The sequence below is a fragment of the Actinocrinis sp. genome (assembly GCF_035653575.1).
GTDB lineage: Bacteria > Actinomycetota > Actinomycetes > Streptomycetales > Catenulisporaceae > Actinocrinis.
Map to the genome: position 1 here is coordinate 40,465 of NZ_DASRBQ010000122.1, position 23,262 is coordinate 63,726.

18 protein-coding genes are annotated in these 23,262 nt (G+C 70.2%); 12 read left to right on the forward strand and 6 right to left on the reverse strand.

All coding sequences use genetic code 11. The features are described from left to right. Positions 1-118: 118 nt before the first annotated feature. Both VFA06_RS17620 and VFA06_RS17625 read left to right on the forward strand, forming a co-directional pair. The gene (locus VFA06_RS17620; protein ID WP_324841694.1) at positions 119-736 is read left to right on the forward strand and encodes a flavin reductase family protein; all 618 of its coding nucleotides are present in this window, start codon (positions 119-121) and stop codon (positions 734-736) included. 229 nt (positions 737-965) lie between these two features. Continuing rightward, positions 966-1,445: a hypothetical protein gene (locus VFA06_RS17625; RefSeq protein ID WP_324841695.1), complete on the forward strand. Its 480-nt coding sequence runs from the start codon at positions 966-968 to the stop codon at positions 1,443-1,445. Here the strand turns inward: VFA06_RS17625 and VFA06_RS17630 are convergent. After that, entirely contained in the window at positions 1,415-4,081 is a 2,667-nt protein-coding gene (locus tag VFA06_RS17630) for a caspase, EACC1-associated type (RefSeq protein ID WP_414639917.1), read from the reverse strand. The genes VFA06_RS17625 and VFA06_RS17630 overlap by 31 nt on opposite strands. Before the next feature lie 584 nt (positions 4,082-4,665). Here VFA06_RS17630 and VFA06_RS17635 point away from each other — a divergent pair. From VFA06_RS17635 to VFA06_RS17655, 5 genes are all read left to right on the forward strand, one after another. After that, positions 4,666-6,030 carry a ricin-type beta-trefoil lectin domain protein gene (locus VFA06_RS17635; RefSeq protein WP_324841697.1) on the forward strand — a complete coding sequence of 455 codons (1,365 nt, stop codon included), beginning with the start codon at positions 4,666-4,668 and terminating at the stop codon, positions 6,028-6,030. Next, complete coding sequence (locus VFA06_RS17640; protein ID WP_324841698.1) at positions 6,030-10,601, forward strand: carbohydrate binding domain-containing protein; 4,572 nt, start codon at positions 6,030-6,032, stop codon at positions 10,599-10,601. The genes VFA06_RS17635 and VFA06_RS17640 overlap by 1 nt, the downstream gene beginning before the upstream one ends. A 66-nt stretch (positions 10,602-10,667) precedes the next feature. Beyond that, complete coding sequence (locus VFA06_RS17645; RefSeq protein ID WP_324841699.1) at positions 10,668-11,861, forward strand: methyltransferase; 1,194 nt, start codon at positions 10,668-10,670, stop codon at positions 11,859-11,861. 65 nt (positions 11,862-11,926) lie between these two features. Then, positions 11,927-13,039 (forward strand): hypothetical protein, encoded by a 1,113-nt coding sequence (locus tag VFA06_RS17650; protein WP_324841700.1) that lies wholly within the window; start codon positions 11,927-11,929, stop codon positions 13,037-13,039. Between the two features lie 120 nt (positions 13,040-13,159). Then, positions 13,160-13,936 carry a hypothetical protein gene (locus VFA06_RS17655; RefSeq protein WP_324841701.1) on the forward strand — a complete coding sequence of 259 codons (777 nt, stop codon included), beginning with the start codon at positions 13,160-13,162 and terminating at the stop codon, positions 13,934-13,936. A gap of 8 nt (positions 13,937-13,944) precedes the next feature. On the opposite strand, the gene VFA06_RS17660 is transcribed toward VFA06_RS17655, so the two are convergent. After that, complete coding sequence (locus VFA06_RS17660; RefSeq protein ID WP_324841702.1) at positions 13,945-15,357, reverse strand: class II fumarate hydratase; 1,413 nt, start codon at positions 15,355-15,357, stop codon at positions 13,945-13,947. Positions 15,358-15,387: 30 nt separating this feature from the next. On the opposite strand from VFA06_RS17660, the gene VFA06_RS17665 reads away from it, so the two are divergent. After that, positions 15,388-16,596 carry a lactate 2-monooxygenase gene (locus VFA06_RS17665; RefSeq protein WP_324841703.1) on the forward strand — a complete coding sequence of 403 codons (1,209 nt, stop codon included), beginning with the start codon at positions 15,388-15,390 and terminating at the stop codon, positions 16,594-16,596. Position 16,597: 1 nt separating this feature from the next. Here VFA06_RS17665 and VFA06_RS17670 read toward each other — a convergent pair whose 3' ends face one another. Together VFA06_RS17670 and VFA06_RS17675 are read right to left on the reverse strand one after the other, a co-directional pair. Continuing rightward, complete coding sequence (locus VFA06_RS17670) at positions 16,598-17,197, reverse strand: hypothetical protein (protein ID WP_324841704.1); 600 nt, start codon at positions 17,195-17,197, stop codon at positions 16,598-16,600. 212 nt (positions 17,198-17,409) lie between these two features. Then, on the reverse strand, positions 17,410-19,053 hold the full coding sequence (locus VFA06_RS17675) for an acyl-CoA dehydrogenase family protein (protein ID WP_324841705.1): 1,644 nt from the start codon (positions 19,051-19,053) through the stop codon (positions 17,410-17,412). A gap of 202 nt (positions 19,054-19,255) precedes the next feature. Here VFA06_RS17675 and VFA06_RS17680 point away from each other — a divergent pair, with 202 nt between their 5' ends. From VFA06_RS17680 to VFA06_RS17695, 4 genes are read left to right on the forward strand one after another with little or no spacing between them, the layout of a single operon-like run. Continuing rightward, positions 19,256-19,612, forward strand: a complete 357-nt coding sequence (locus VFA06_RS17680; protein WP_324841706.1) for a DUF6317 family protein — start codon at positions 19,256-19,258, stop codon at positions 19,610-19,612. Further along, positions 19,609-20,985, forward strand: coding sequence for a hypothetical protein (locus VFA06_RS17685; protein ID WP_324841707.1), 1,377 nt, complete (start codon positions 19,609-19,611; stop codon positions 20,983-20,985). The genes VFA06_RS17680 and VFA06_RS17685 overlap by 4 nt, the downstream gene beginning before the upstream one ends. After that, on the forward strand, positions 20,982-21,704 hold the full coding sequence (locus tag VFA06_RS17690; protein ID WP_324841708.1) for a hypothetical protein: 723 nt from the start codon (positions 20,982-20,984) through the stop codon (positions 21,702-21,704). The genes VFA06_RS17685 and VFA06_RS17690 overlap by 4 nt, the downstream gene beginning before the upstream one ends. Next, the gene (locus VFA06_RS17695) at positions 21,701-22,342 is read left to right on the forward strand and encodes a hypothetical protein (protein WP_324841709.1); all 642 of its coding nucleotides are present in this window, start codon (positions 21,701-21,703) and stop codon (positions 22,340-22,342) included. The genes VFA06_RS17690 and VFA06_RS17695 overlap by 4 nt, the downstream gene beginning before the upstream one ends. Positions 22,343-22,518: 176 nt before the next feature. Here the strand turns inward: VFA06_RS17695 and VFA06_RS17700 are convergent, their stop codons facing one another. Together VFA06_RS17700 and VFA06_RS17705 are read right to left on the reverse strand one after the other, a co-directional pair. Beyond that, positions 22,519-22,755: a ferredoxin gene (locus tag VFA06_RS17700; RefSeq protein WP_324841710.1), complete on the reverse strand. Its 237-nt coding sequence runs from the start codon at positions 22,753-22,755 to the stop codon at positions 22,519-22,521. Further along, a partial coding sequence (locus VFA06_RS17705) for an NADH-ubiquinone oxidoreductase-F iron-sulfur binding region domain-containing protein (RefSeq protein WP_324841711.1) occupies positions 22,752-23,262 on the reverse strand: 511 nt, incomplete at its 5' end. The genes VFA06_RS17705 and VFA06_RS17700, both read right to left, overlap by 4 nt.

Consider the following 23,262-nt stretch of genomic DNA (forward strand, 5'->3'; position numbering starts at 1 on the left):
CGTGCATCCCTATTCCCAGCCAGGGGTACCTGAATCAGCCTGGGCCCGTTGAGGGCCCCGGTACGCTCGCCCTACTATCTAGTAAGGTGAGGCTTACCTACAGGGGCTGGGAGGCTCGATGAACGGACGACGGCGCGCGGTGCCCGGCTTCGAGCGCGCGGACGTCCGGGAAGCCCCGGCCCTCCCCTTCCGGCCGCATCACCGGGGCGAGCCCGCGCCCGAGCCGCAGGAGGTCGGATCCGGCGAGTTCCGCGAGGTGCTGGGGAACTTCGCCACCGGGGTCACCGTGATCACCGCGCTGGACGGCCCGACGCCGATCGGCTTCACCTGTCAGGCCTTCACCTCGCTCTCGCTCGACCCGCCGATGGTGTCCTTCTCGGTCTCGCGCGCTTCGAGCAGCCGGCCGCGGATCCTCGCGGCGGGCCGGTTCTGCGTGAACGTGCTCGCCTTCGACCAGCACGCGCTCTGCGCGCGGTTCGCCACCCGCGGCGTGGACCGGTTCCTCGGCATCGACTGGTGGCGCTCCCCCGGCGGCTGCCCGGTGCTGGACGGTTCGCTGGCCTGGATCGACTGCACGGTCGAGGCGGAGTATCCCGCCGGGGATCACACCATCGTGGTCGGCAACGTGCACGCGCTCGCGGTGCAGCGCGAGGCGGCCCCGCTGGTCTACCACCGCGGCGCGTTCGCCAACTGCTTCCCGGTCGCCGGAAACGGCGCGCTCCCGCGCGTCTGCTGACCGACGCGGCCTGACGAAACACAGCCTGACAAAACAGCGCCGCCCGCGTTGAGATGACCATCTCCAGCGCGGGCGGGCGGTTCTGCTTTGTTGCCTCGGTGACCGGGTAGCGACCCCGGACACAACCATCCGACCGTTAGAGACGCGGACAGCCGCCGATCGGATGCAGCCGTGAACCCTTACGCCGCCGGTCACGTGATGAACAGTGACTGTGACGGACGGTGAGGCAATGATCAAATTCGGATCCGCGGAGTCCCGTACCAGCTCGGGAACGCAGGCTCTCCTCCGGGTACTGACTGCCGCCGCGCTGGCCGTGGACGCGTACGTACACGCCGATCTCGCCTCGGTCTACGACCCGGTGCGCAACAGCATCAGCCAGGGCGACCTGTTCCGTATCGAGGCCGGCGCGTCCGCGCTCGCCGCGCTGCTCATCCTGCTGTCCGCGCACCGCCTCGTGTGGACGTTCGCGTTCCTCGTCGCGGCCAGCGGGGTCGGGGCCGTCCTGCTGTACCGCTACGTCAACGTGGGCACGCTCGGCCCGCTGCCGAACATGTACGAGCCCTTGTGGTTCCCGAAGAAGACCGCCACGACGATCGCGGAGGGCTTCGCGACGCTGACCGCGCTGGCCGGCCTCGCGCAGAGCCTGCGGCGGCACGCGGCCGGCCGGCCCGCCTTGGTTCAGAACTCCCCGCGGCGCTCGGTCAGGTGATAGGCCTGCGCGTGCCGTCCGGCCTCGTGGAAGGCCGCGCGCAGCTCCATGAAGTCGTCGCGGCGCGCGGCCCGGGTCAGGATCAGGTCCGCCTCCGCGTCGCAGCCGCGGGTCGCCAGGTTCGAGGCGAGCACCACCAGGTCGGCCGGCGGCATGCTGGCGCCGAGGTGTTCGAGGTAGCGGTCCGTCTGGTCGGAGGCGCGCACCTGCCGCAGCGTGGCCAGGATGCGGCCGGGGTCGGTCCGGGTGGCCAGCGCGGTGATCAGCAGCTCCCCGGCGGCCTGGGCACCCTGCCTGGTCTCCGCGAGCAGCGCCATCGCCTCGACCGCCTCGATCGCGGGAGCCTGCGCGGCGAAGCTGTCCAGCAGGCTGGCGGCGTCCTGATGCCGGCCCGCCTGGGTGAGCGCGAGCACAGCGGCGCACATCTGGTGCGGAGCGCCGCGGCCGAGCGCGGCGAACAGCAGGTCGGCCTCCTCGTCCCGCTTGGCGGTACGCAGCACGCTGACGGCGTCGATGAACTCCTGCGGCGAGCGCACCCGCAGCTGCGGATCCAGCAGCGCGGCCGTCGAGCCGGAGGCGGCCAGGGCGACCAGCGCCCCGGCGATGTCGACCAGCGGCCGGCCGGCGACGCCGTCGAGCACCCGCGCCGTGTCCTGCTCGTCGCCGTTCTCCCACAGCTCGCGGGCCACCGCCCCGGCCAGGTCGGCGGGGCCCGCGGCGACCAGCGCCAGGACGTGGTCCGTGTCCTCGGTGCGCTCCGCCGCGCGCAGCGCCTCGAGCAGGCCGACGATGTGACCGGGCCGGCCGCCGAGCACCCCGAGGATCAGCTTGTCGGCGTTGGCGGCCTCGCGGTGCCGCCGCAGCACGTCGATGTAGCCGACGGTCGCGGACGGCGGGCGGCTGAGCGCGGCGGTGGCGTACGCGTGCACGGCCAGGTCCCGCTGCCGGCCCGCCTCCAGGTACGAGGAGAGGGCGACGAGTTCGACGTCCGAATACGCCGGGACCACGTGGCTGAGCAGCTTGTAGGCGAGGCCGGGAACCTTCGCCGCGGCCAGGTCCGTGGCCAGGTAGGCGGTCAGCGAGGGGAACGGGCCGACCGCCTTCTCGGCCGCACCGAGCAGGGTGTCGATCTCGTCCTGGGCGCCGGCGTCGGACATGCGGTGCAGCAGCGCGGCGAAGCGGTCCGGCGGCCAGTTGCCCGCGGCCAGTTGCGCGGCGCGGGCGTACAGCGCGTAGGAGCAGCGTTCCGCTCCCCCGGCCTCGAGCTCCTCCGCGAGCGTCAGGACCCTGCCTTCCTGCCAGTGCGTGGTCGCCTCGGCCAGTGCCGGGCCGACCTCCTTCGGCGCGCCGAGCTCGGGCAGCAGGTCGGCGAACGGCTCGATCGCGGCGCCGGCCGGGGCGTGCGCGGTGGCCTCGGCGAACAGCAGCGCGGCCTGCGGCCTGCCGCCGCGCGCAAGTAGCGCCCGGACCAGCCGTTTGATGTGGTCGGCGGGTTTTCGGGCGGCCTGGGCCAGCAGGCGGCCGCACTCCTCCCGGTAGCCGGACTGCACGAGCGCGACGGCGATCTCGGCGGTCTGGTCCGGCGGGCGCAGCAGGGCCACCGCCCCGGCCTGGTCGGCCTCGGCCTCGCGCCCGGCCATCCGCAGCACCACCAGCAGCAGCGCGACGTTCGGCGGCACGCTGCGGGCGGCCACGCCGGCGAGTACGTCGTCGGCCACCTGCCCCCAGCCGGAGGTGCGCAGCTGCGCGGTCCAGTCGGCCAGCGCGGAGGGCGCCATGGTCAGCGCGGCCTCCTGACCGTCCGGCACCCTCGGCAGGTTGTCGGTGTACTGACGATCGGCCGGATCGGGCTCCGAGCCCGCGCCGCCGCCGCCCGAGTGGTCGACCGGGCCGGCACCGTTCGCCTGCCCCATGTGTGCGTTGCGTAGCAGCACGATCCGCCTTTCGCCTTGGCCCGGCCACAACCGTGGCGTGGGGAACTGATGGGCCGACAGGTCCTGGCCGACGTGGTGGTGCAGCGCGGCCAGGTCGAGCGCGTCTCCGGCATCCGCGACACCCTGCTGTGCGGTGCGGATCAGCGAGCCAGTGAACGCGGTCAGCCGCTGCCCTGATGGCACCCAGGACTTCGAGTCCTTCGCCGTGGCCGCGAGGACGGAGGCGCCCGGGACGGCCTCGAGGATCGCGGGCCCGGTGGAGTGTGTCGGCGGGGTCTCCCCGTCGTAGCAGTAGTCGAGGATGACGACGCGGTCCGCGGCGCGGCCGGTGTCTCGCACCAGCGCGGCGACGTCGGGGTAGCGCAGCGCGCGGTAGAGCCGGGATTCGGAGGATCCGGGCAGCGCGAAGTAGAGGTCCGGGTGGCGCGGCGCGGCGAGGGTGTAGCCGGCGAGGTAGAGGATGAACGCGCCGGTGGCGGCCGCCGCCGCCTCGTAGACCACGTCGAAGACGGTGGCCGCGTCGGCCGGGTTTCGCAGCACGGTGCAGTGTTCCGGGGCAAGGCCGAGCAGGTCGGGGTCCGTCAGCAGCGCGGACAATTGTTCGACGTTCGCTGCGACGCCGGGGACCGGTCCAGGCTCTCCGGCGGGCAGGTAGTCGTCCACCGCGATGAGGACCGCGCGCGACGTGCTCGGATCTTGCACTGGCAATGCCGCCCCCTCCTCTGAGCCGCGCAGGGTTCATCAGAGATCCTGCAACGCGACGGTAAAAACCGGTGCCCATTCGAGCCGCTGTAACCGAGCCGTTACCGCAGCTGGGCCTTGGGATCGATCCCACAGTGTATGCACAGTTGAGCCTGCGAATGTCGTGCCCTGAAGAATACCTGGCGCCGTCAAGTAAGCCGGGAAATTAGCCGTACTGCGGTAATTGCGGCTTGTGTGTACGTAATCTGAGTTTATGCCCGCAGTGTCGCTTTACTCTGCGCCGAATCCGATCACCGGGCCGGAAACGTGAACGGCATTCGGGTTTTTGCCCGCCCGAACGGACAAGCGTTCGACCGGATATTCGGCCGCGGGCCGCGCGAACACCACTCCCTTGACGTTAGTTGTCGGCGACCACATACTCCCAACCACCACCCCGAAGCTCAGCGGTTGAGGCGTCGGCAACGGCTCGGAAACGTTTCCAAGCGCGGCCCGGCCATACCGCGAGCGCACAGAACCCATATTTCGCCCTGACGGCTCGGCGCGGCCGGACGGGCGCAGGCGTCCAACGCGAGAGGTCGCATGCCATGATCGAAGAGACGCGAGGTCGCGCCACTCCCCCTGACCCCGCCGTACCCACCTCACCCACCCGTACCCGCCGGCGGCTGCTGCTGCCCGGCCGCTGGTTCCGGCTGACCGCCGCCGGCGCGGCGGTCGCGCTGGTCGGGCTGTTCACCGTCGCGACCACCCAGGCGAACGCCGCGCTGCCCGGCCCGCCCTCGGGCTGGACCACCGTGTTCAGCGACGACTTCAACGGCGGCTCCGGAAGCGGAATCGACGGCCAGTGGCAGTACGACACCGGCCAGGGCGTCTGGGGCACCGGTGAGATCGAGAACATGACCAGCTCCACGTCCAACGTCCACCTGGACGGCAACGGCAACCTGGACATCACCGCCCTGAACAACGGCGGCAACTGGACCTCCGGCCGCGTGCAGACCTACGGCACGTACGGCGCCCCGGCCGGCGGCAAGCTGGAGGTCACCGCCTCCATCCAGCAGCCCACCGGCGGCCTGGGCTACTGGCCGGCGTTCTGGATGCTCGGCCCGGGTCAGTGGCCTGAGAACGGCGAGATCGACATCATGGAGGATGTCAATGCCCTGTCGGAGGTGTCCGGCACCGTGCACTGCGGCGTCGACCCCGGCGGCCCGTGCAACGAGACCAACGGGATCGGCAGCGGGCTGCGCGGCTGCGGCGGCTGCCAGTCCGGCTTCCACACCTACTCGATGATCCTCGACCGTACGAACACCTCGAACGAGTCGATCACCTTCTACCTCGACGGCAACTCCTACTTCACCGTCACCGAGGGACAGGTCGGCACCTCGACCTGGCAGCAGGCCTTCGACCACGGCCAGTCGATCATCCTCGACCTGGCGATGGGCGGCGGCTACCCGAACGGCGTGTGCGGCTGCACGACGCCGACCGGCTCGACCGCCTCGGGCGGCACGATGCAGGTCGACTACGTCGCGGCGTACACGACCAACGGCGGCAGCCCGCCCCCGCCGCCGCCCGGCTCCGGCCCGGTCACCCTCGCCTACAACGGACTGTGCCTCGACGTGCGCGGCGCCAACACCGCCAACTTCACGCCGGTCCAGGTCTACACCTGCAACGGAACGAACGCGCAGCAGTGGACCTTCGTCCAAGCCGGCACGACGCTGCATGCCCTAGGCAAGTGCCTCGACATCAACGGAGGCGGAACAGCCGACGGCACAACAGTGGACCTGTACGACTGCAATAACACGGCCGCACAGGTCTTCATCCCGCAGTCCAACGGGTCGCTCTACAACCCACAGTCCAATAAGTGCCTTGATGACACGGGCTGGGGCGGCTCCGGCACCCAGGCCGAGATCTGGGACTGCACCGGCAACTCCAACCAGAAGTGGAATCTGCCCTGATGTTCTCCCGCGTCGCTGATCGCAGCCGATCCCGCGCCCGGCGGCGAGTGACCGTGTACCCGGCGGTGCTCGCCTTGCTCGCAGGTCTGCTCGGGCTGGGATTCCAGCGGACCGCTCTGGCCGACACCACCGCCGACACGAACATCGCGCTCGGCGCCGAGGCCACCGCCTCCTCGGTACAGGGGGCCGACACCCCGGCCTCCGCCGCCGTGGACGGCGACTCCACCACGCGGTGGTCCTCCGCGTGGAGCGATCCGCAATGGCTGCAACTGGACCTCGGCGCGAACGCGGCGATCAGCGGCTTCTCCATCCAGTGGGAAGCCGCCTTCGCCACCGCGTATCACATCGAGGTCTCCAGCGACGCGACCACGTGGTCGCATGTCTACGCGACCACGTCGGGCGCCGGCGGCACCGAGTCCGTCTCGGTGCCGTCCGGCACCACCGGCCGCTACGTGCGGCTGACCGGTACCGCGCGCACCACCATCGGCGGCGCGCAGTACGGGTATTCGATCTATGAGTTCCAGGTGCTCGGGCACTTCACCCAGGAAGCCGTGAGCACGAGCACTGACACGCTCGCTCTGCAGCAGGGCACGTCGATCGATCTGCCGGTGAAGCTGAATATGGCCGCGACCGTACCGGTCACCGTCGACTACGCGACTTCAGACGCCACCGCCGTCGCAGGTACCGACTACGCCACGGCCGCCGGAACGCTCACCTTCGCCCCCGGTCAGACCTCGCAGAGCATTCATCTGACCGCTCTTCCCAACGCGCTGCACGCGCCCACCAAGACCTTCAGCGTCACCCTCGCCAACGCGAGCCCGTCCGGCACCTCGATCGGCCCGCGCGCCACCACGACCGTCAGCATCCTGAACAACAACCCGGTGCCCACCGACGGCGCCGTCGCCACGATCGACGACTTCGAGGGCACGGTCCCGTTCAGCAGCGGCAACCCGGGCATCTTCACCTTCTCCTCCGACGCCGCCTCCACCCCCACGCTCACCCAGGTCGCCGCCGCCGACCGGCCCGGCGCCGCGAGCGGCAACCACGCGCTGCAAGTCGCCTACAAGATCAGCGGTTGGGGCGGGTTCTCGCACGATCTGGCCACCGCTCAGGACTGGAGCGCGTACGACGGATTCAGTTTCTGGGTCAAGGGAACCGGCTCCGGCCAGAAGGTCGAGTTCGAGGTGAAGATGGGCGGCGCGGACGGCGAGCACGCCGAACTGTGGCAGTCCTTCTTCACCGACGACGTCAACGGCTGGAAGAAGGTCCAGATCGGCTTCGCGAATCTCAAGAAGCGGGCCGACTACCAGCCCTCCGGCGCCCCGAACTCCGCGCAGATCTCGCTGACCGCCATGTGGGGCTACGCGGTCAACCTGCCCGGCGGCTCCACCAACACGCTGGAGTTCGACGACTTCCAGGTCTACCAGTCGCTCCAGATCATCCAGGACTTCGAGGGCGCGAACCCGATCACCGACACCAATGGCGCGCTCGCGAACACCGGCGCGTTCTCCTGGGGCGGCGACACCGGCAGCACCCCCACGCTGAGCATCGCCCAACTCGATCGGCCCGGCGTCACGAACAACCACGCGCTGCGCGGCACCTGGGTCTCCGATACCAGCTACGGCGGCTTCAGCTACGACCTGGCCACGAACACACCGCAGGACTGGAGCCCGTACGCCGGCATCGAGTTCTGGTTCTACGGCCACAATCCGAGCAACGACGCGGTGCCGGGTTCCGGGCCCAAGTACGAGTTCGAAGTGAAGATGGGCGGCGCCGACGGCGAGCACGCCGAACTGTGGCAGACCTTCTTCACCGACGACTGGCAGGGCTGGCACCTGATCCAGGTGCCGTTCTCCTCGCTCAAGCGGCGCACCGACTACCAGCCCTCCGGCGCTCCCGGCAACACCACGATCGACCTGACCACCATGCGGGGCTTCGCGCTGACCGAGCCGGCCGGTTCGGCGAACGGTGAGTTCGACGTCGACCAGTTCGCCGTCTACGGAATCAACACCGGAACACTTGGCGCCCATGTGAGCACCGCGCAGGCGGTCTACGCGGTCAACCCCGGCGGCACCGCGACGGTCGGCGTCACACTGACGACCGACGGCGGCAAAGCGCTGGATCACGACGTGACCGTCAACTACGCGCTCGGCGGTGGATCTGCGACCGCAGGAACCGACTACACGGACACCACCGGCAGCCTCACCTTCGCGACCGGCTCGGCCTCAGGCAGCACCCAGTCCTTCACCGTGCAAACCCTGCCGAACACCACCGCCTCCACCGCGAAAGCGATCCCGATCCAGCTCACGCCCGCCGGCGCCGACGTCACTGCCGACAACCCGGTGGTAGTCATCAACGCGCACGGCCTGCCATATCTCGACTCCTCGCTTCCCATCGCCACCCGAGTGCAGGACCTGCTCTCGCGGATGACGCTGGAGGAGAAGATCGGCCAGATGACCCAGGCGGAGCGCGGCGACCTCGCACATCAGTCCGACATCACCACGGCCGCGCTCGGCTCGCTGCTCAGCGGCGGCGGCTCGACACCGACCCCGAACACCCCGCAGGCCTGGGCCGACATGATCGACTCCTTCCAGGCCCGCGCCCAGGCCACCCCGTTGCAGATCCCGCTGATCTACGGCGAGGACTCAGTGCACGGAGACAACAACCTGGTCGGCGCCACGGTCTTCCCGCAGAACATCGCGATGGGCGCGACCCGTGACCCGGCGCTGGTGAAGCAGGACGGCCAGATCACCGCGACCGAGACCCGAGCGACCGGCGTCACGTGGGCCTTCTCCCCCTGCCTCTGCGTGGCGCGGGACGAGCGCTGGGGCCGCACCTACGAGTCCTTCGGCGAGGACCCGGCGCTGGTCACCCAGATGGAGACCATCATCGACGGCCTCCAGGGCGGCGATGGTTCTGGAAACACTGCCCTCAGCAAGAACACCAGCGTGCTGGCGACCGCGAAGCACTTCGTCGGCGACGGCGGCACGACCTACGGCTCCTCGACCACCGGCAGCTACAAGATCGACCAGGGCGTCACGCAGGTGACGCAGGCTCAGCTTCAAGCCCTGTACCTCGCCCCGTTCCAGGCCGCGGTGCAACAGCACGGCCTCGGCTCGGTCATGCCGTCCTACTCGAGCCTGCAGATCATCGGCCAGGACACCGCGCCGATCAAGATGCACGCCCGCGCCGATCTGATCACCGGGGTGCTCAAGCAGCAGTACGGCTTCTCCGGCTTCGTGATCAGCGACTGGCAGGCGATCAACCAGCTCGGCCCGAACTACGAGCAGGACGTCGAGACCTCGATCAACGCCGGCCTCGACATGATCATGGTCCCGGACCAGTACACCACCTTCGAGAACGACCTGAAGGACCTCGTCAGCAAGGGCCTGGTGGCCCAGTCGCGGATCGACGACGCGGTCAGCCGGATCCTGGCCCAGAAGTTCCGGCTCGGCCTGTTCGAGCAGCCGTACGCGGACCGGACCAACGCCTCGACGATCGGCAACGCCGCACATCGGGCCGTGGCCCGTCAGGCCGCGGCCGAGTCGCAAGTTCTCCTGAAGAACGCGGACGCGGCACTCCCGCTCTCCCCCACCGCCGACATCTACCTGGCCGGAAGCAACGCCGACAACCTGGGCAACCAGCTCGGCGGCTGGACGGTGACCTGGCAGGGCGCCTCGGGCAACACCGACGTCGGCACCACCGTCTACCAGGGCATGCAGGCGGACGCTCCGAACGCCCACATCACCTATTCGCAAGACGCCTCCGCACCGATGACGGGTTCTAACGTCGGCGTGGTCGTGGTCGGCGAAACCCCGTACGCCGAGGGCGTCGGCGACGTCGGCAACGGTCACACGCTCGACCTCACGGCGGCCGACAAGAACGCGGTGGACAAGGTCTGCGCGGCGATGAAGTGCGTCGTGCTGGTCGTCTCCGGCCGGCCGATGAACATCGCGCCGATCCAGGCCGAGGCGAACGCGATCGTCGCCTCGTGGCTGCCCGGTTCGGAGGGCGAGGGCGTCGCCGACACGCTGTTCGGCAAGACCCTGTTCACCGGCCGACTCCCGGACTCCTGGGCAAAGCAGGTGGACACAACCACGACGCCTGTGGACGTCGGCATTCCGCGCACCACAGGCACGTACGACCCGCTGTACCCGTATGGCTGGGGCCTGCGAACCGACTCGGAGAAGGCCCGCGTTACCGCAGTGCGCGATGCTTTGGTCAAGCAGCCTGGATTCACCGCACAGCTTGGCGCGATATCCCTTACCGCGCTGCTAGCCGCCAAGGGCAACTGGAACGCGGACGGCTCCGTGCGCAACCAAACGGTCGCACTCGTTCTGATCGCTCTCGCATCTCCCGCCGTTTCGGGCACCTCCCCGACGGCCGAGCAGAACGCGAATCTGCTCGTCTCGGTGGTGCGCGACTTCGCCCAGCAGACCATCACCGCGGGCGGAGCGGCGGCCATGACGAAGACCGCGGCGAGCACAGCCGACGCCGAGCATGCGCTGCTGATCGGCGACCCGGCTGCCGCGATCGCCGGACTCGCCAAGGCGATGGCCATCGCGAAGTAGTCGCTCACCAGGCGGTAAGCACTCACGGGCGGCGCCCTGCCGGGCGCCGCCCGTACCATGTGCTGCGTGACCTTCCGCCTTACCGCCCGCTGCGTCCGCGGCCTTGAGTGGATTCTCGCGGCCGAAGTGGCGGGCGTCGCGGACGGCGCGGCGCAGAAACTCAGCTTCGCCGAGCGGCAGGTCTCCTTCGAGACGACCGAGATCGACGCGGGCTGGCTGGACCTGCGCACCGCCGACGACGTGCTGCTCGATCTGGGCACCTTGCACGGCATCGACCACACCCGCGCGGCCGTGGCCGAGCTTTCCCGGCAGCTGTCACAAATCGACTTCGGCACGGGACTGGCCCTCGTGCAGCGGGCGCGCGGCGATGACGGCGACGATCTGCGCGCGCTCCCGTTCGACGTCGTCGTGAGCCTGCTCGGTCGGCGCAACTACAACCGGTTCATGGTCGAGGACGTCGCCGGCGAAATCGTGGCCAAGGCAGTCGGCGCGCGGTACGCCTCGCGCAATCCCGCGGCGGGGTTCGGCCGCACGCCCGAAGCCGCGCAAGCCGAGTTCACGGTGCGGCTCTCGCTGACCGGCGACACGGTCGACGTGGCGCTGCGTCTCTCGCGCAAGCCGCTGCACCGACGGCCGTGGAAGCTGGACACCGGTCCCGGAACGTTGCACCCGCCGCTGGCCGCCGCGCTCGCCCGGATCGGCGGCCAAGGGCCGCTGGACACGGCGCTGGATCCGTTCTGCGGCGACGGCACCGTCGCGATCGAGACCGCGCACGCCTTCCCGGGCACGCGCCTCGTGGCCGCCGACCTCGACCCGGAGCGATTGGCCAACGCCCGGTCGAACGCGACACGCGCCCGGGTCTCGTCACACACCCGGTTCATCCTCGCCGACGCCGGGCGGCCGGTGTGGGCCGACGGCCGGTTCGACCTGCTCGTCACCAACCCGCCCTGGAATCGGGCCGTGGGCGCGGCCGGGACGCTGGCCGACACGCTCGACCCCTTCTGGCGGGCGATCCCCGGCTCTCTCGCGCCACACGGCCGGATCTGCACCGTGGCCGAGGCGGATCTCGACGTCCCGTCACGACTCGCTCGGGCCGGCTACACCGTCGCGCTCGCGCAGACGATCCGGCTGGCCGGACGCGTCTCGCACGTCATCCTCGCCGCCCCCGGACACGACGCCGAAGTGCGGCTGCCCACCGCGCTGGACCGGTGGCGCGAGCGCGCGATCCGGGCCGGCATCGTGTCGGACGGCGGCTTCTAGCAGCGGCGAGCAGAAACTTCGCCGGGCAGTACCCGCAAGCGCGCGTGCAGTAGACACTGGGGAGCGTGGGAATCTCCGAGGTCGAGTTCCTCGGCTCGGATGAAGAATCCGAGCCGGAACCAGAGACCGGCACCGAGGCCGCAGCGGATGACGCATCCGGCGTGGAGGCCGTGGGCGCTGAGCCGCCGCGCCGTCGCGTCCAGTTGCCGGGCCGCGCGCTGCGCGACCGGATCCGGGCGCAGGCCTGGGTCACGCCTGTCACGGTGCTGCTCGCGGTGTTGATCCTCGCGGTCGCCGGCGGCGCGTACGCGGTCGTGCGGCAGCAGGACAAGACCGGCGACGACTTCACTCTGACGCTGATCTCCGCGCAGTACGAGCTGCGACAGGACGCCTCCGGCATCGACTTGCAGATGGCCGTGCAGAACATGGGCTCGACTATGGTCGAACTGACCGGGGTCGCGATCTACCAGCCGGGCCTGATCAGGTTCAGCCAGGCGGAAGAGGCACCCGGCGTCACCGAGTTCGAGGTCGGCTCGCCCCAGCAGTCCGCGTTCGGTCTCGGCACGGCGATCACGCCGATCGCGCTCTCGCCGCGCGACGTCGAGATGGTCACCGTCCCGTTCCGCTACGACTGCTCGAACCGCGGCGAGCCCGCGGTCACGCACACGGTCGGGCTGACCGGATTCACCGCGCACGGCAACTCCCGCTCGGTGCAACTTTCCCTCCCGCCCGACGCGACGCCCTGGCAGGCGGGCGAACCGCTCCGCTGGGCCGTGTGCACCCAGCCGTCACCGCAAGCGGACCTCAAGGTGGCGTACGGCGGTTACGGCAACACCCTGATGGAGCTGACGCCGGTCACCTTCAACTACAGCCTGACGCTCTCCGCGCCGCAGGCCACGGCCGTCACGGTGTACAGCATCTCGCAGGACAACCCGGGCATCAGCGCGACGACGACCGATCCCCCGTTGCCGGTCACCGTGCTCGACGGGCAGACCGTGCGGCTGAAGGTCAGTTGGCGGGTGATGAGCTGCGTCATCGCCACCTCGGTGCACTCGGCGGCGGGCGTGCAGATCACCGCGATGGCGAATCAGACCACGCAGACCTGGGACGCCGGGCTCGGCACGCAGTTCACCAAGGATCTGGACGCTGAGATCAGCACCGTCTGCTCGGGCGGATAGCCGGGCACTGACGCGCGCCATGAACCGCTACGCCGCGCTTACGTGTGAAAGAGGCATGCGAAGCGGAATCGTGGGCATGTTCGGTTCCACGCGCGCAGGACAGGACGGAGAGCCGCGATCGTGACCAGGACGATGTACGACGGCGTGGACGCAAGCAGACTCCCGGCGGACGCGCAGCTCGTCGCCGGCTACGTCGACGGCGCGTATGCGTGGTCCGCCGCCGACTGGGCCCGGTTCCCGCAGTCGGTGAAGGTGCGCATCGCCGTGTTTTCGAGCACGAACGATGGCGAGGTCCTGGATGTCGAACCCGGCAACGCCACCCCGGCCGAATCAGTGGACTGGGTCCTCATGCGGCGGCGCGCCGGAGTGGATCCGACCGTCTACATGAACACGTCCACCTGGCCCACCGTGCGTTCCGAGTTCAGCGCGCGGAAGGTGGCCGAACCGCACTACTGGGTCGCGCAGTACGACGGGATCGCGACACTGCCCGCGGGCGCGGTCGCCAAGCAGTACTACAACAACAACCAGGCAGGCTACGACCTGTCCGTGGTCGCCGACTACTGGCCCGGCGTCGATCCGGCGTCCGGCACCACCTTCGGTGCGAGTCTCAGGAGGAACGACATGCACGTCGACCTGAAGCCGAACACCCCGGTGGTGTTCACCAACCCGGCCGCGGTGCTGGGCGGCACCTCGACGATGCTGCTGGCCAGCGACTTCGGCGACGCGACGGTACGGGTCGCCACGTTCAGCTTCAAGCAGCACGCGTGGACGGTCGTCGAGCACACGGTCACGGCGAACGGCGGCGCGGTGAGCCTCTCGCTGCCGGCCGACACGAACAAGGTCTCGGTGAACGTGACCGCCGGCAACGCCCCGGTCGGCCTCGACGTACTCGCCTGACCCGGCGCTCAGCTCGGCGGCCGGGTCATGCCGAGCACGTCGAGCAGTTCGTCGAGCTGTTGCTCGCTGATCGCCCCGGAGTCGACGTGGCCGCGCTCGATGACGGCCTCGCGGATCGTCGTGCCCTGCGATAGCGACTGCTTGGCGATCTTCGCGGCCTCCTCGTAGCCGACGATCCGGTTCAGCGGGGTGACGATCGACGGCGAGGATTGCGCGTACTCGCGCAGCTTCTCGGCATTGGCTTCGATCCCTGATACGCACCGGTCGGCGAGCAGACGGGAGCAGGAAGCCAGCAGTCTGATGGATTCCAGGAGGTTGCGCGCCAGGACCGGCAGGGTGACGTTGAGCTCGAACTCGCCCGAGGCGCAGCCGAAGGCGACCGCGGCGTCATTGCCGACGACCTGGATGCACACCATGCGCACCGCCTCGGGGATCACCGGGTTCACCTTGCCCGGCATGATGGAGGAGCCGGGTTGCAGGTCCGGCAGCGTGAGCTCGCCGAGTCCCGCCCGCGGCCCTGATCCCATCCAGCGCAGGTCGCCGCAGATCTTGAACAGGGCGAGGGCGAGGGCGCGCAGCTGGCCTGAGCACTCGGCGAGCGCGTCGCGCGCACCCTGCGCCTCGAAGTGGTTGCGCGCCTCGGTGAACGGCAGTCCGGTGTCCTCGGCGAGTTGGGCGATGGCTGCGTCGGCGAAGCCCGGCGGCGCGTTGAGGCCGGTGCCGACCGCTGTGCCGCCGAGCGGCAGTTCGGCGAGGCGGGGCAGCGCGGACTCGAGCCGCTGCACCGAGCGGCGGACCTGCGCGGCATAGCCGCCGAACTCCTGGCCGAGGGTGACCGGCGTGGCGTCCATCAGGTGCGTGCGCCCGGCCTTGACCACGTCGGCGAACTGCGCGGCCTTGGTGGCCAGCGCGTTCTCCAGCAGGTCGAGGGCCGGCAGCAGGTCGCGTACGAGCATTCCGGTGGCCGCGGCGTGGATCGAGGAGGGGAAGACGTCGTTCGAGCTCTGCGACGCGTTGACGTGGTCGTTCGGGTGCACCGGCCGGCCGAGCCGCTCGGCCGCGAGGGTGGCGATCACCTCGTTGGCGTTCATGTTGGAGGAGGTGCCGGAGCCGGTCTGGAAGACGTCGACGGGGAACTGCTCGTCCCAGCGCCCCTCGGCCACCTCGGTCGCGGCGGTTCTGATCGCGTCGGCCAGGTCGGGCGCGAGCACGCCCAGCCGCCCGTTCGCGGCCGCGGCCGCGGCCTTGATCTGGCCGAGCGCGGCGATGTGCGCCCGTTCCAGCCGCATCCCGGAGATCGGGAAGTTCTGCACCGCGCGCTGCGTCTGGGCGCGCCACTTCGCATGTGCGGGGACGAGGACCTCACCCATCGAGTCGTGCTCGATGCGCATGCCCTTGTACGCGGCGTCGTCACTGTTCATGCCGGTCACCTCCTCCTAGCATCCTCACCTATGACCGCTTCCGATGCTCCGAACCCGGTACCCGCGAAGGATTGGTCCGCGTTCCAGTACGAGATCTACCTGAACGGCATCGCCGGCACGGTTCCGCGGCTGCCGACGGACCTGTCCCGGCTAGAGCAGGTCGCCGAGCGGCGGCTCGGTCCGGGGCCCGTCGGGTATGTCGCGGGCGCGGCGGGTGACGGGAAGACGGTGCGCGCAAACCGGGAGGCGCTGGATCGGTGGCGGATCGTGCCCCGGATGCTGCGCGACGTGCATCAGCGCGACCTGTCGGTGGAGCTGTTCGGCACTCGGCTGCCCGCGCCGGTCGCGCTGGCACCGGTGGGCGTTTTGTCGATCATGCATCCGGATGCGGAACCGGCGGCTGCGCGGGCCGCCGCGGCGCAAGGTCTTCCGCTCATCCTTTCCACGGCGTCGAGTACGACGCTGGAACAGGTGGCCGAGGCGATGGACGGCGTCGCCGCGGGGGCCGAGCGGTGGTTCCAGCTGTACTGGCCGAAGGATCGCGAGGTGACGGTCAGTTTGCTGACGCGGGCGGCGAAGTCCGGATACCGGGTGCTGTTCGTGACGCTGGACACCTGGCTGCTGGCCTGGCGGCCGCGCGACCTCGATCAGGCCTACCTGCCGTTCCTGCGCGGGGTCGGCACCGCGAACTACTTCTCCGATCCGGCGTTCCAGGCCGGGCTGGCCAAGCCAGTGCACGAGGACCTGAACGCGGCGGTGCTGCACTTCGCGCAGATGTTCGCCGATCCGGCGAAGACGTGGGCGGACCTGGAGTTCCTGCGCGCGCACTGGGACGGTCCGATCGTGCTGAAGGGGGTCCTGCACCCGGACGACGCCCTGCGTGCCGCCGACGCCGGAATGGACGGGATCGTGGTGTCGAATCACGGCGGCCGGCAGGTCAACGGCGCGATCGGCGCGGCGGACGCGCTGCCGGGGATCGCGCAGGCGGTCGGCGATCGGCTGACAGTGCTCTTCGACAGCGGTGTGCGCGGTGGGGACGACGTGTTCAAGGCGCTGGCGCTCGGGGCTAAGGCGGTGCTGCTGGGCCGACCGTACGCGTACGGGCTGGGGCTGGACGGGCAGGCCGGGGTCGAGCATGTGCTGCGGTGTCTGCTGGCCGAGTTCGATCTCACCCTCGCCTTGTCGGGCTACACCGAACCCGGCCAGCTGACTGCGGACGCGCTGACGCGCGAGCGCTGAGTTACCGCTTGGCCGCGGTTGTCGCAGGGCGCTTCTTCGCGGCGGCGGGGATCGGCAGCGGACCGAAGATGAGGTTGCCGGGCGCCTGCGGGTCGTCGCTGGTGTAGAACTCGCGGATCGCGTTCTGCACCTCGTTCGCGTCCAGCAGGCCGTCCCTGTTGCGGTCCACCGCCTTGAACGCGCGCTCCGCGTCGTCCGCGCACACGCCGTACGCGTTGAACCAGGTGGTGAGCTCTTCGATGTCGAGGGTGCCGCTGTCGTCGGCGTCGATGAGGTCGAAGATGGTCAGCGCGATCGGGCCGATGATCCGGTCGTAGCCCTCCTCGGCCTCGACGATGGACCGGGCGCAACTGGAGACGAACTGCTGGCGGGAGATCATGCCGGTCTGCTGCTGGTCCATCCGGCGGCTGAGCGCCACCCACAGCCGCAGATAGATCACGTGCACCTTCTCGTACTGCGGCGAATCCTTCGCGAAGTCGAAGGCGCGGCACACACTCGCCGCGGCCACGTCGTAGTCGTTCGCGGTGATGTACCCGTCGCCGTCCATGTCGAGCAGTTCGAAGCGGCGTTCGAGCTTCGCCCGCTGGAAGTCGCTGAGCATGAGCACTCCTTGCTGGCCGGGGTCGCGGCGCGGTCGCGTCGCCGGTGCGACGGCCCGCTGCGCGGTTCTCGCCCTCCAGTCATCCGGGTGCGCCGCCGGGTCGCACTCCGGCACGGCCACGCAGGTGAGGGCCGAACCGGTGATCCAGCGGTGCGCGCCCTGGCCGGCTGGCGTCCCACGCGGCCCGGCCAGGGCGCGCTACTTGCGCCGCGTCAGCCGAGCCGCGGCTGGGCCCGGTGCAGGATCGTCTTGGTGTCCGTACGGGCCGGCAGCGTGCCGAAGGTGTGACCGCCCTCGCCGGCCAGGCGCGTGGCACAGTAGGCGTCCGCGACCGCAGTCGGGGCGTAACGCACCAGCAGCGAGCCTTGCAGCACGGTCGCGAGCCGTTCGACCAGCCGCCGGGCCTGGAACTCGGCGTCCGCGAAGCCGGCCAGGCCGGTCAGGTCGTCGCGCACCCGAGCGAAGGCGGCGTCGAACCGCGAATCAGCACCCTGTGCCGCGCCGGCCTCGGCCAGGAACGCCTCGGCGCACTCCGGCTCGCGGGTCAGCGCGCGCAGCACGTCGAGGGCGTTGACGTTGCCCGACCCCTCCCAGATCGAGTTGACCGGGGCCTCGCGCAGCAGCCGCGGCATCCCGGACTCCTCGACGTATCCGTTGCCGCCCAGGCATTCCAGCGCCTCGGCCGCGACGCCGATCGCCCGCTTGGTGACCCAGTACTTGCCCACCGCCACGGCGAGTCGGCGGAACGCGCGCTCGGCCGGATCCGCCGCGTCGAAGGCGGCGGCGAGCCGGATGCCGAGCGCCGTGGCCGCCTGCGATTCGACCGCGAGGTCGGAGAGCACGTTGCGCATCAGCGGCTTGTCGATCAGTGCCGAGCCGAAGGCCTGGCGGTGCGCCGCGTGGTGAGCCGCCTCGGTGACCGCGCGGCGCATGATGGCGGCCGAGCCGAGCACGCAGTCCAGCCGGGTCATCGAGACCATCTCGATGATGGTCGCCACGCCGCGGCCCTCGGTCCCCAGCCGGCGCGCCCAGGTGCGGTCGAACTCGATTTCGCTCGACGCGTTGGAGCGGTTGCCGAGCTTGTCCTTGAGCCGCTGGAGGTTAATCCGGTTGCGGGTGCCGTCGGGCAGCACACGCGGCACGACAAAGCAGGTCAGGCCGTCGGGTGCCTGCGCCAGGACCAGGAAGAGGTCGCTCATCGGAGCCGAGCAGAACCACTTGTGCCCGGTGAGCAGATATTCGCCCTCCGCGTCCAGGGGCGTGGCAGTAGTGGTGTTCGCACGCACGTCCGAGCCACCCTGCTTCTCGGTCATCGCCATGCCGCACAGCAGCCCGGCTTTCGCGGCGGGCGGCCGCAGTCCGAAGTCGTAGACCAGGGATTTGAGGCCCGGGCCCCAGATCGCCGCGGCCTCGGGATCGGTGCGCAGCGCGGCGACGCTCGCGTAGGTCATCGAGATCGGGCATCCGTGTCCTGACTCGGCGGTGCTCCAGGTCATAAAGCCGGCCGCGCGGGTCACGTGCGCCGCCGGTCCGCCGGACCAGGCCGCGCCGGCCAGTCCGTGCGAGACCGCCACCTCCATCAGGTGGTGCCAGGCCGGATGGAATTCGACCTCGTCGATGCGGTTTCCGTAGCGGTCGTGCGTTCGCAGCACCGGCGTATACGTGTTCGCCTGGTCCGCCCAGTGCAGGGTGCGGTGCGATCCGGCGAGGCGGCCGAGGGTGGACAGGCCGTCGAGAGCGGCGCGGCCGCCGTGGCGGTCAACGGCTTCGACGAGGGCATCGTCACAGCCGAAAACGTCGTAGTCCTGCAGCGGGGGCGCCTGATTGGGCGCGATGCGGGCGTCGTTGACCGTCATGGCGCCAGTTTGTCACGCCGCCCCGCGCAGGAGGATCCGGAAGGTGTGGACCGGCGGCGTGTATAGGCACCGGTTAGATCCACAGACAGATAATCCGATCCTGCGGATTCGGTTCCGCGTCATCGGGGCGAGGGTCTAAGGTCTACCTGGGTTCCCCGGGCGAGGAGGGGGTCCCGCAGCCGAACCGGGGAGGCAAGACACGGTGGGAAGCTTTTTCCAAGTGGACCTCGACGTGCTCCAGCGCATGACCAAGACGCTGGGCGACGCCGGGGACCAGATGGAGTCCGCACTCAAGGCCATGACATCGTCGCAGGCCGCGCAGGTGGGCACCGAGGCGCTGAACAAGGCCGCCGACGATTTCCAGCACACCTGGCAGTACGGCCTCGGCCAGCTCCAGCAGGCGATCAAGGAGACCTCCGAGGGCGTCAAGAAGGCGCACGACGCCTACAAGCAGTGCGATGACGGCATCGAGCAGGCCATGTCGAAGATCAACAGCGAGGGCATGGGCGCGATCGACCAGGCCGTGCAGGCTGCGGCGGTGCACGGAGGGGCCAAGTGAGCGCGGTCGCGGAAGACACGACGACGTACCCGAATCTCGGCTTCAACCCGGTGCCCGGGGTGCCGGCGGACGTGGAGTCGATGAGCGCCGGCCTGGCGCAGGCGGTGTCCTCGATGAAGGAGTCGAGTTCGCTGCTCGACCAGATGCGGGACGCGGGCAGCGGGGTATGGCAGGGCGACGCGGGCGACAAGTTCCGCGAGCACTTCGACACCAAGGTGGTCACCGACCTGCAGCACGCGCACGACTCGCTGAACAACGCGGTCGGGGTGCTCAAGAGCTGGCACGGCGACCTGCTCGGCTTCAAGGACACGGCGGCGAAGCTGGACCAGGAGGCCGCCGAGGCCAAGGCCGCGGTGCAGCGCACCGAGGAGGCGGCGAAGCAGGCCGCGGCGAACCCTGACCTCAAGCTGGTCGGCCAGTACTTCGACTCGCAGCAGGCGCTGCAGGCCGCGCAGGCGCGAATAGACCAGGCCGAGGCGGCGGTGCGGGACGCGGGCGCGGCCGCGCAGAACGCGCGCGAGGAGCTGGACGCGGTCATGAAGCGGGCGCAGGAGCTGGCCTCGCAGCACGAGGCGGCGGCCCGCAAGTACGCGCAGGAACTGGAGCAGGCCACCAAGGGCCTCGCTCCGCACAAGCCGGGTTTCTTCAGCAGCCTGTGGAACGACTTCACCAGCGGCCTGAGCGCGGTGGGCAACTGGGTGAAGAACCACATCAACGTGATCCACTCGGTGCTGTCCACGATCTCCGCGGTGGCCGGCCTGATCGCGCTGTGCACGCCGCCGCCGATCGACGCGATCGCGGGCGCGGTGGCGATCGGCGCCGGGATCGGCGCGCTGGCCTGCGACCTGGCCAACCCGAAGGTGCGTGACGCGGTCGGCGGCCTGCTGACCGGCCACTTCACCATGGACAACCTGAAGAACGCCTCCACGATGGGCCTGGACGCGCTCAGCCTGATCCCGGGCGGCAAGCTGGTCGGCTCGGCGTTCAAGGAGACCGACGTCGCGCTCGGCGTCGGGGCGAAGGTGGTCCAGGAGGCCGGCGGAGCGGAGCGGGTCGTGCGTGCCGGCGTCGACGCGGTGGACACCATACCGACCCTGGCGTCGAAGGTGGTCGGGGACGCGGGCGCCGCCTTCGACGAGGCCGCGCAGAACGCGGGCAACGTGGTCAAGACCGCGTCCAATCTGGCGCACTCGGTCAGCATGCCGGTCAAGCTCGGCGTGAGCGCGGCGAACAAGATCTTCAAGATCGCCGACGTGGCCACCGTGGACGGGGCGAAGACGATCGCCCAGCTCTCCGGGAACCTGGAGCTGGGCTGGCGGGCCAAGTCCGTGGTCAGCAACCTGTACGGCGATGTGAAGCAGGCCGTTTCGTGAACGCCGTGACCGACATCCTCGACGCCTCGCCGGCCGGCGCGGACGGCGAGGACCGGCTGGAGTTCTGGCTCGAGCTGCCTCCGGGCTACTTCCCGCTGCCGCTCGACGACATCGACGACACGCTGGCCGCCGCCGAGGCGAACCTGCGTGAACTGGCCCCCGAGGAGCAGCAGCCGCTGCTCGCCGCGGTGGTGGGCACGTTCATGGTGCTGCTGGAGCAGCTGCAGGAGCGCAACGGCGCGTACTGCGGCATCGGCTGGCACACGGCCGAGGACGGCACGGTCGTCCCGTCCAGCCTGGTGGTCTCGATCCAGCCCTTCCCGCACAAGCGCAACCCGCGCCTGGTCATCAAGGACCTGATCGATGCGCGGGCGCAGGCCGGCGAGCACGGCCAGGTCGACGTGGTGGACCTCAGCCGCGGCCCGGCGCTGTTCTTCGAGAGCGTGCTGACCCTGCCGCGCCCGCAGCTGCCGGGGCAGCCGCCGAACGAGCAGCCGGACGCCGAGGTCTACCAGCTGCAGGCGCTGGTGCCGGCCGCGGACGGTACGAAGGTGGTCGCGATCGACTTCACCACCCCCGACATCCCACACGGGCCGAGATTCCGGGCCATGATGGTGCTCATGGCCGACTCGGTGTCCTTCACGCCTCCGCCGGGCAGCGAGGACGCGGGGCAGACGGCCAGGTCGATCAGCCAGATCCTTGGAGGACTCGCCCCGTGACCGGCACGCTCCCGTCGTGGTCGCCGCTCAACGATCCGCAGCTGTCCGCGCAGATCCAGGCCGCTCTCGCGCAGGACAGCCCGGTCGCGCGGAGCAACGCCCAGCGCGACCTGTACTTCTTGGAGCGCTACGCCTGGCAGGAGTACCCGGTCAAGTGCGGCCGCTGGCGCGTCGGTGACGCATCCTCCTTCACGCTGACCGGGGGCACGAACCTGTCCGGGCCGTGGACGAAGAAGGAGTGGAACATCGACCTGACCTGGGTGCTGCTGCTCGACCCCGCGAGCAGGCAGCCGATCGCCGCGCACATCGTGGACTGGTGGCGCGAGGAGCGGCCGCAGGACAAGCACCTGTACTTCCCGGTAAGCAGCACCACGGGCAGCCTCTGGTTCGCCGGCGATCCGCGGGTGTGCGGAATGTTCACCCCGGCGGGCAACGGGCACCGGGCGGTGTTCGGGTATCGGGCCGGCAAGACGGGCCTGAAGTCGTGGGCCGAGGGTCCGGCACGGTTCGAGAAGGCCGCGCCGCTGCTCGCCGCCGAGCCCTATCAGGAGGCGTCCTCGAACGAGCTCGGCCCCTGGATCGCGGACCATCCGCAGCAGCCGCCGCGCCCGAAGCGCTTCAGCCGCGCCGCCTGGTAGACCTCCCGCCGGCGCAGACCCGGCCGGCACGTGAGCAGGCAGGTAAGAAGTCGAGGAGCGCCGGACCAGATCGCACGGCCTGGTCCGGCGCTGCGTTTTCAGCACTGCCGTTTTCAGCACTGCCGTTTCCGGCGCTGCCGTTTCCGGCGACACCGTTTTCAGAGCTCTCGTTCGGCTCAGCGGCGAGCGGCGCCTTCCAGTCGCAGGGCCAGGGCCGGGCAGTCGGTCACCGCTCTGCGCGCGTCGGCGAGCAGCGGCGCCGGGATGTCGCGCTCCGCGATGATCGGATAACCCCACTCGTCCAGCGCGATGTGTTCGCCGAGCAGTTCGGCGCACAGGCCGTGCCCGCTGCACTTCGTTGGGTCCAGCCGCAGACGAGTGCCCGGGGCCGTGCTCGTTGCGTTCGTTGTCATCGCCAGTCCTCGTCGGTGCGCGGCGGGTTCATCGGTGAAGGCAAGGGAAGGAAGGCGCCGGAGTTGGGCGCGACGCACGTGCCGTGCTCGTGCCGCCACAGCTCCTCTTCGAACACGGTCAGGGCGCTGCGCACCAGGCGCATGCTCCCGTCCGGGTGATGGCAGGCACCGCGGCGCTCAACCTGCCCCGCCCATCGGGACACGTCGGCGCGCTCCCGGGGATGAGCGCCGGGACCGGCCAGCACGGTGAGCGCGTGCGCGATCCGGGGCAGACCGTTGAGGCAAGGTCCGCATTGCCCGGCCGATTCCGCGGCGAGGTAGGATACGATCCGCGCGGTCTCGCGAAGTCCGCAGGAATCAGCGGGCAACGCCGCGAGGACGCCGGCGCCGAGCGAGGCGCCGTGCGCGCGCAACGCCGCGTTAGTGAGCGGCAGGTCGGCGACACGATCCGCAGGCAGCCAGGTTCCGTGGTAACCGCCGATCAGCACCGCACGCGCCCGATATCCG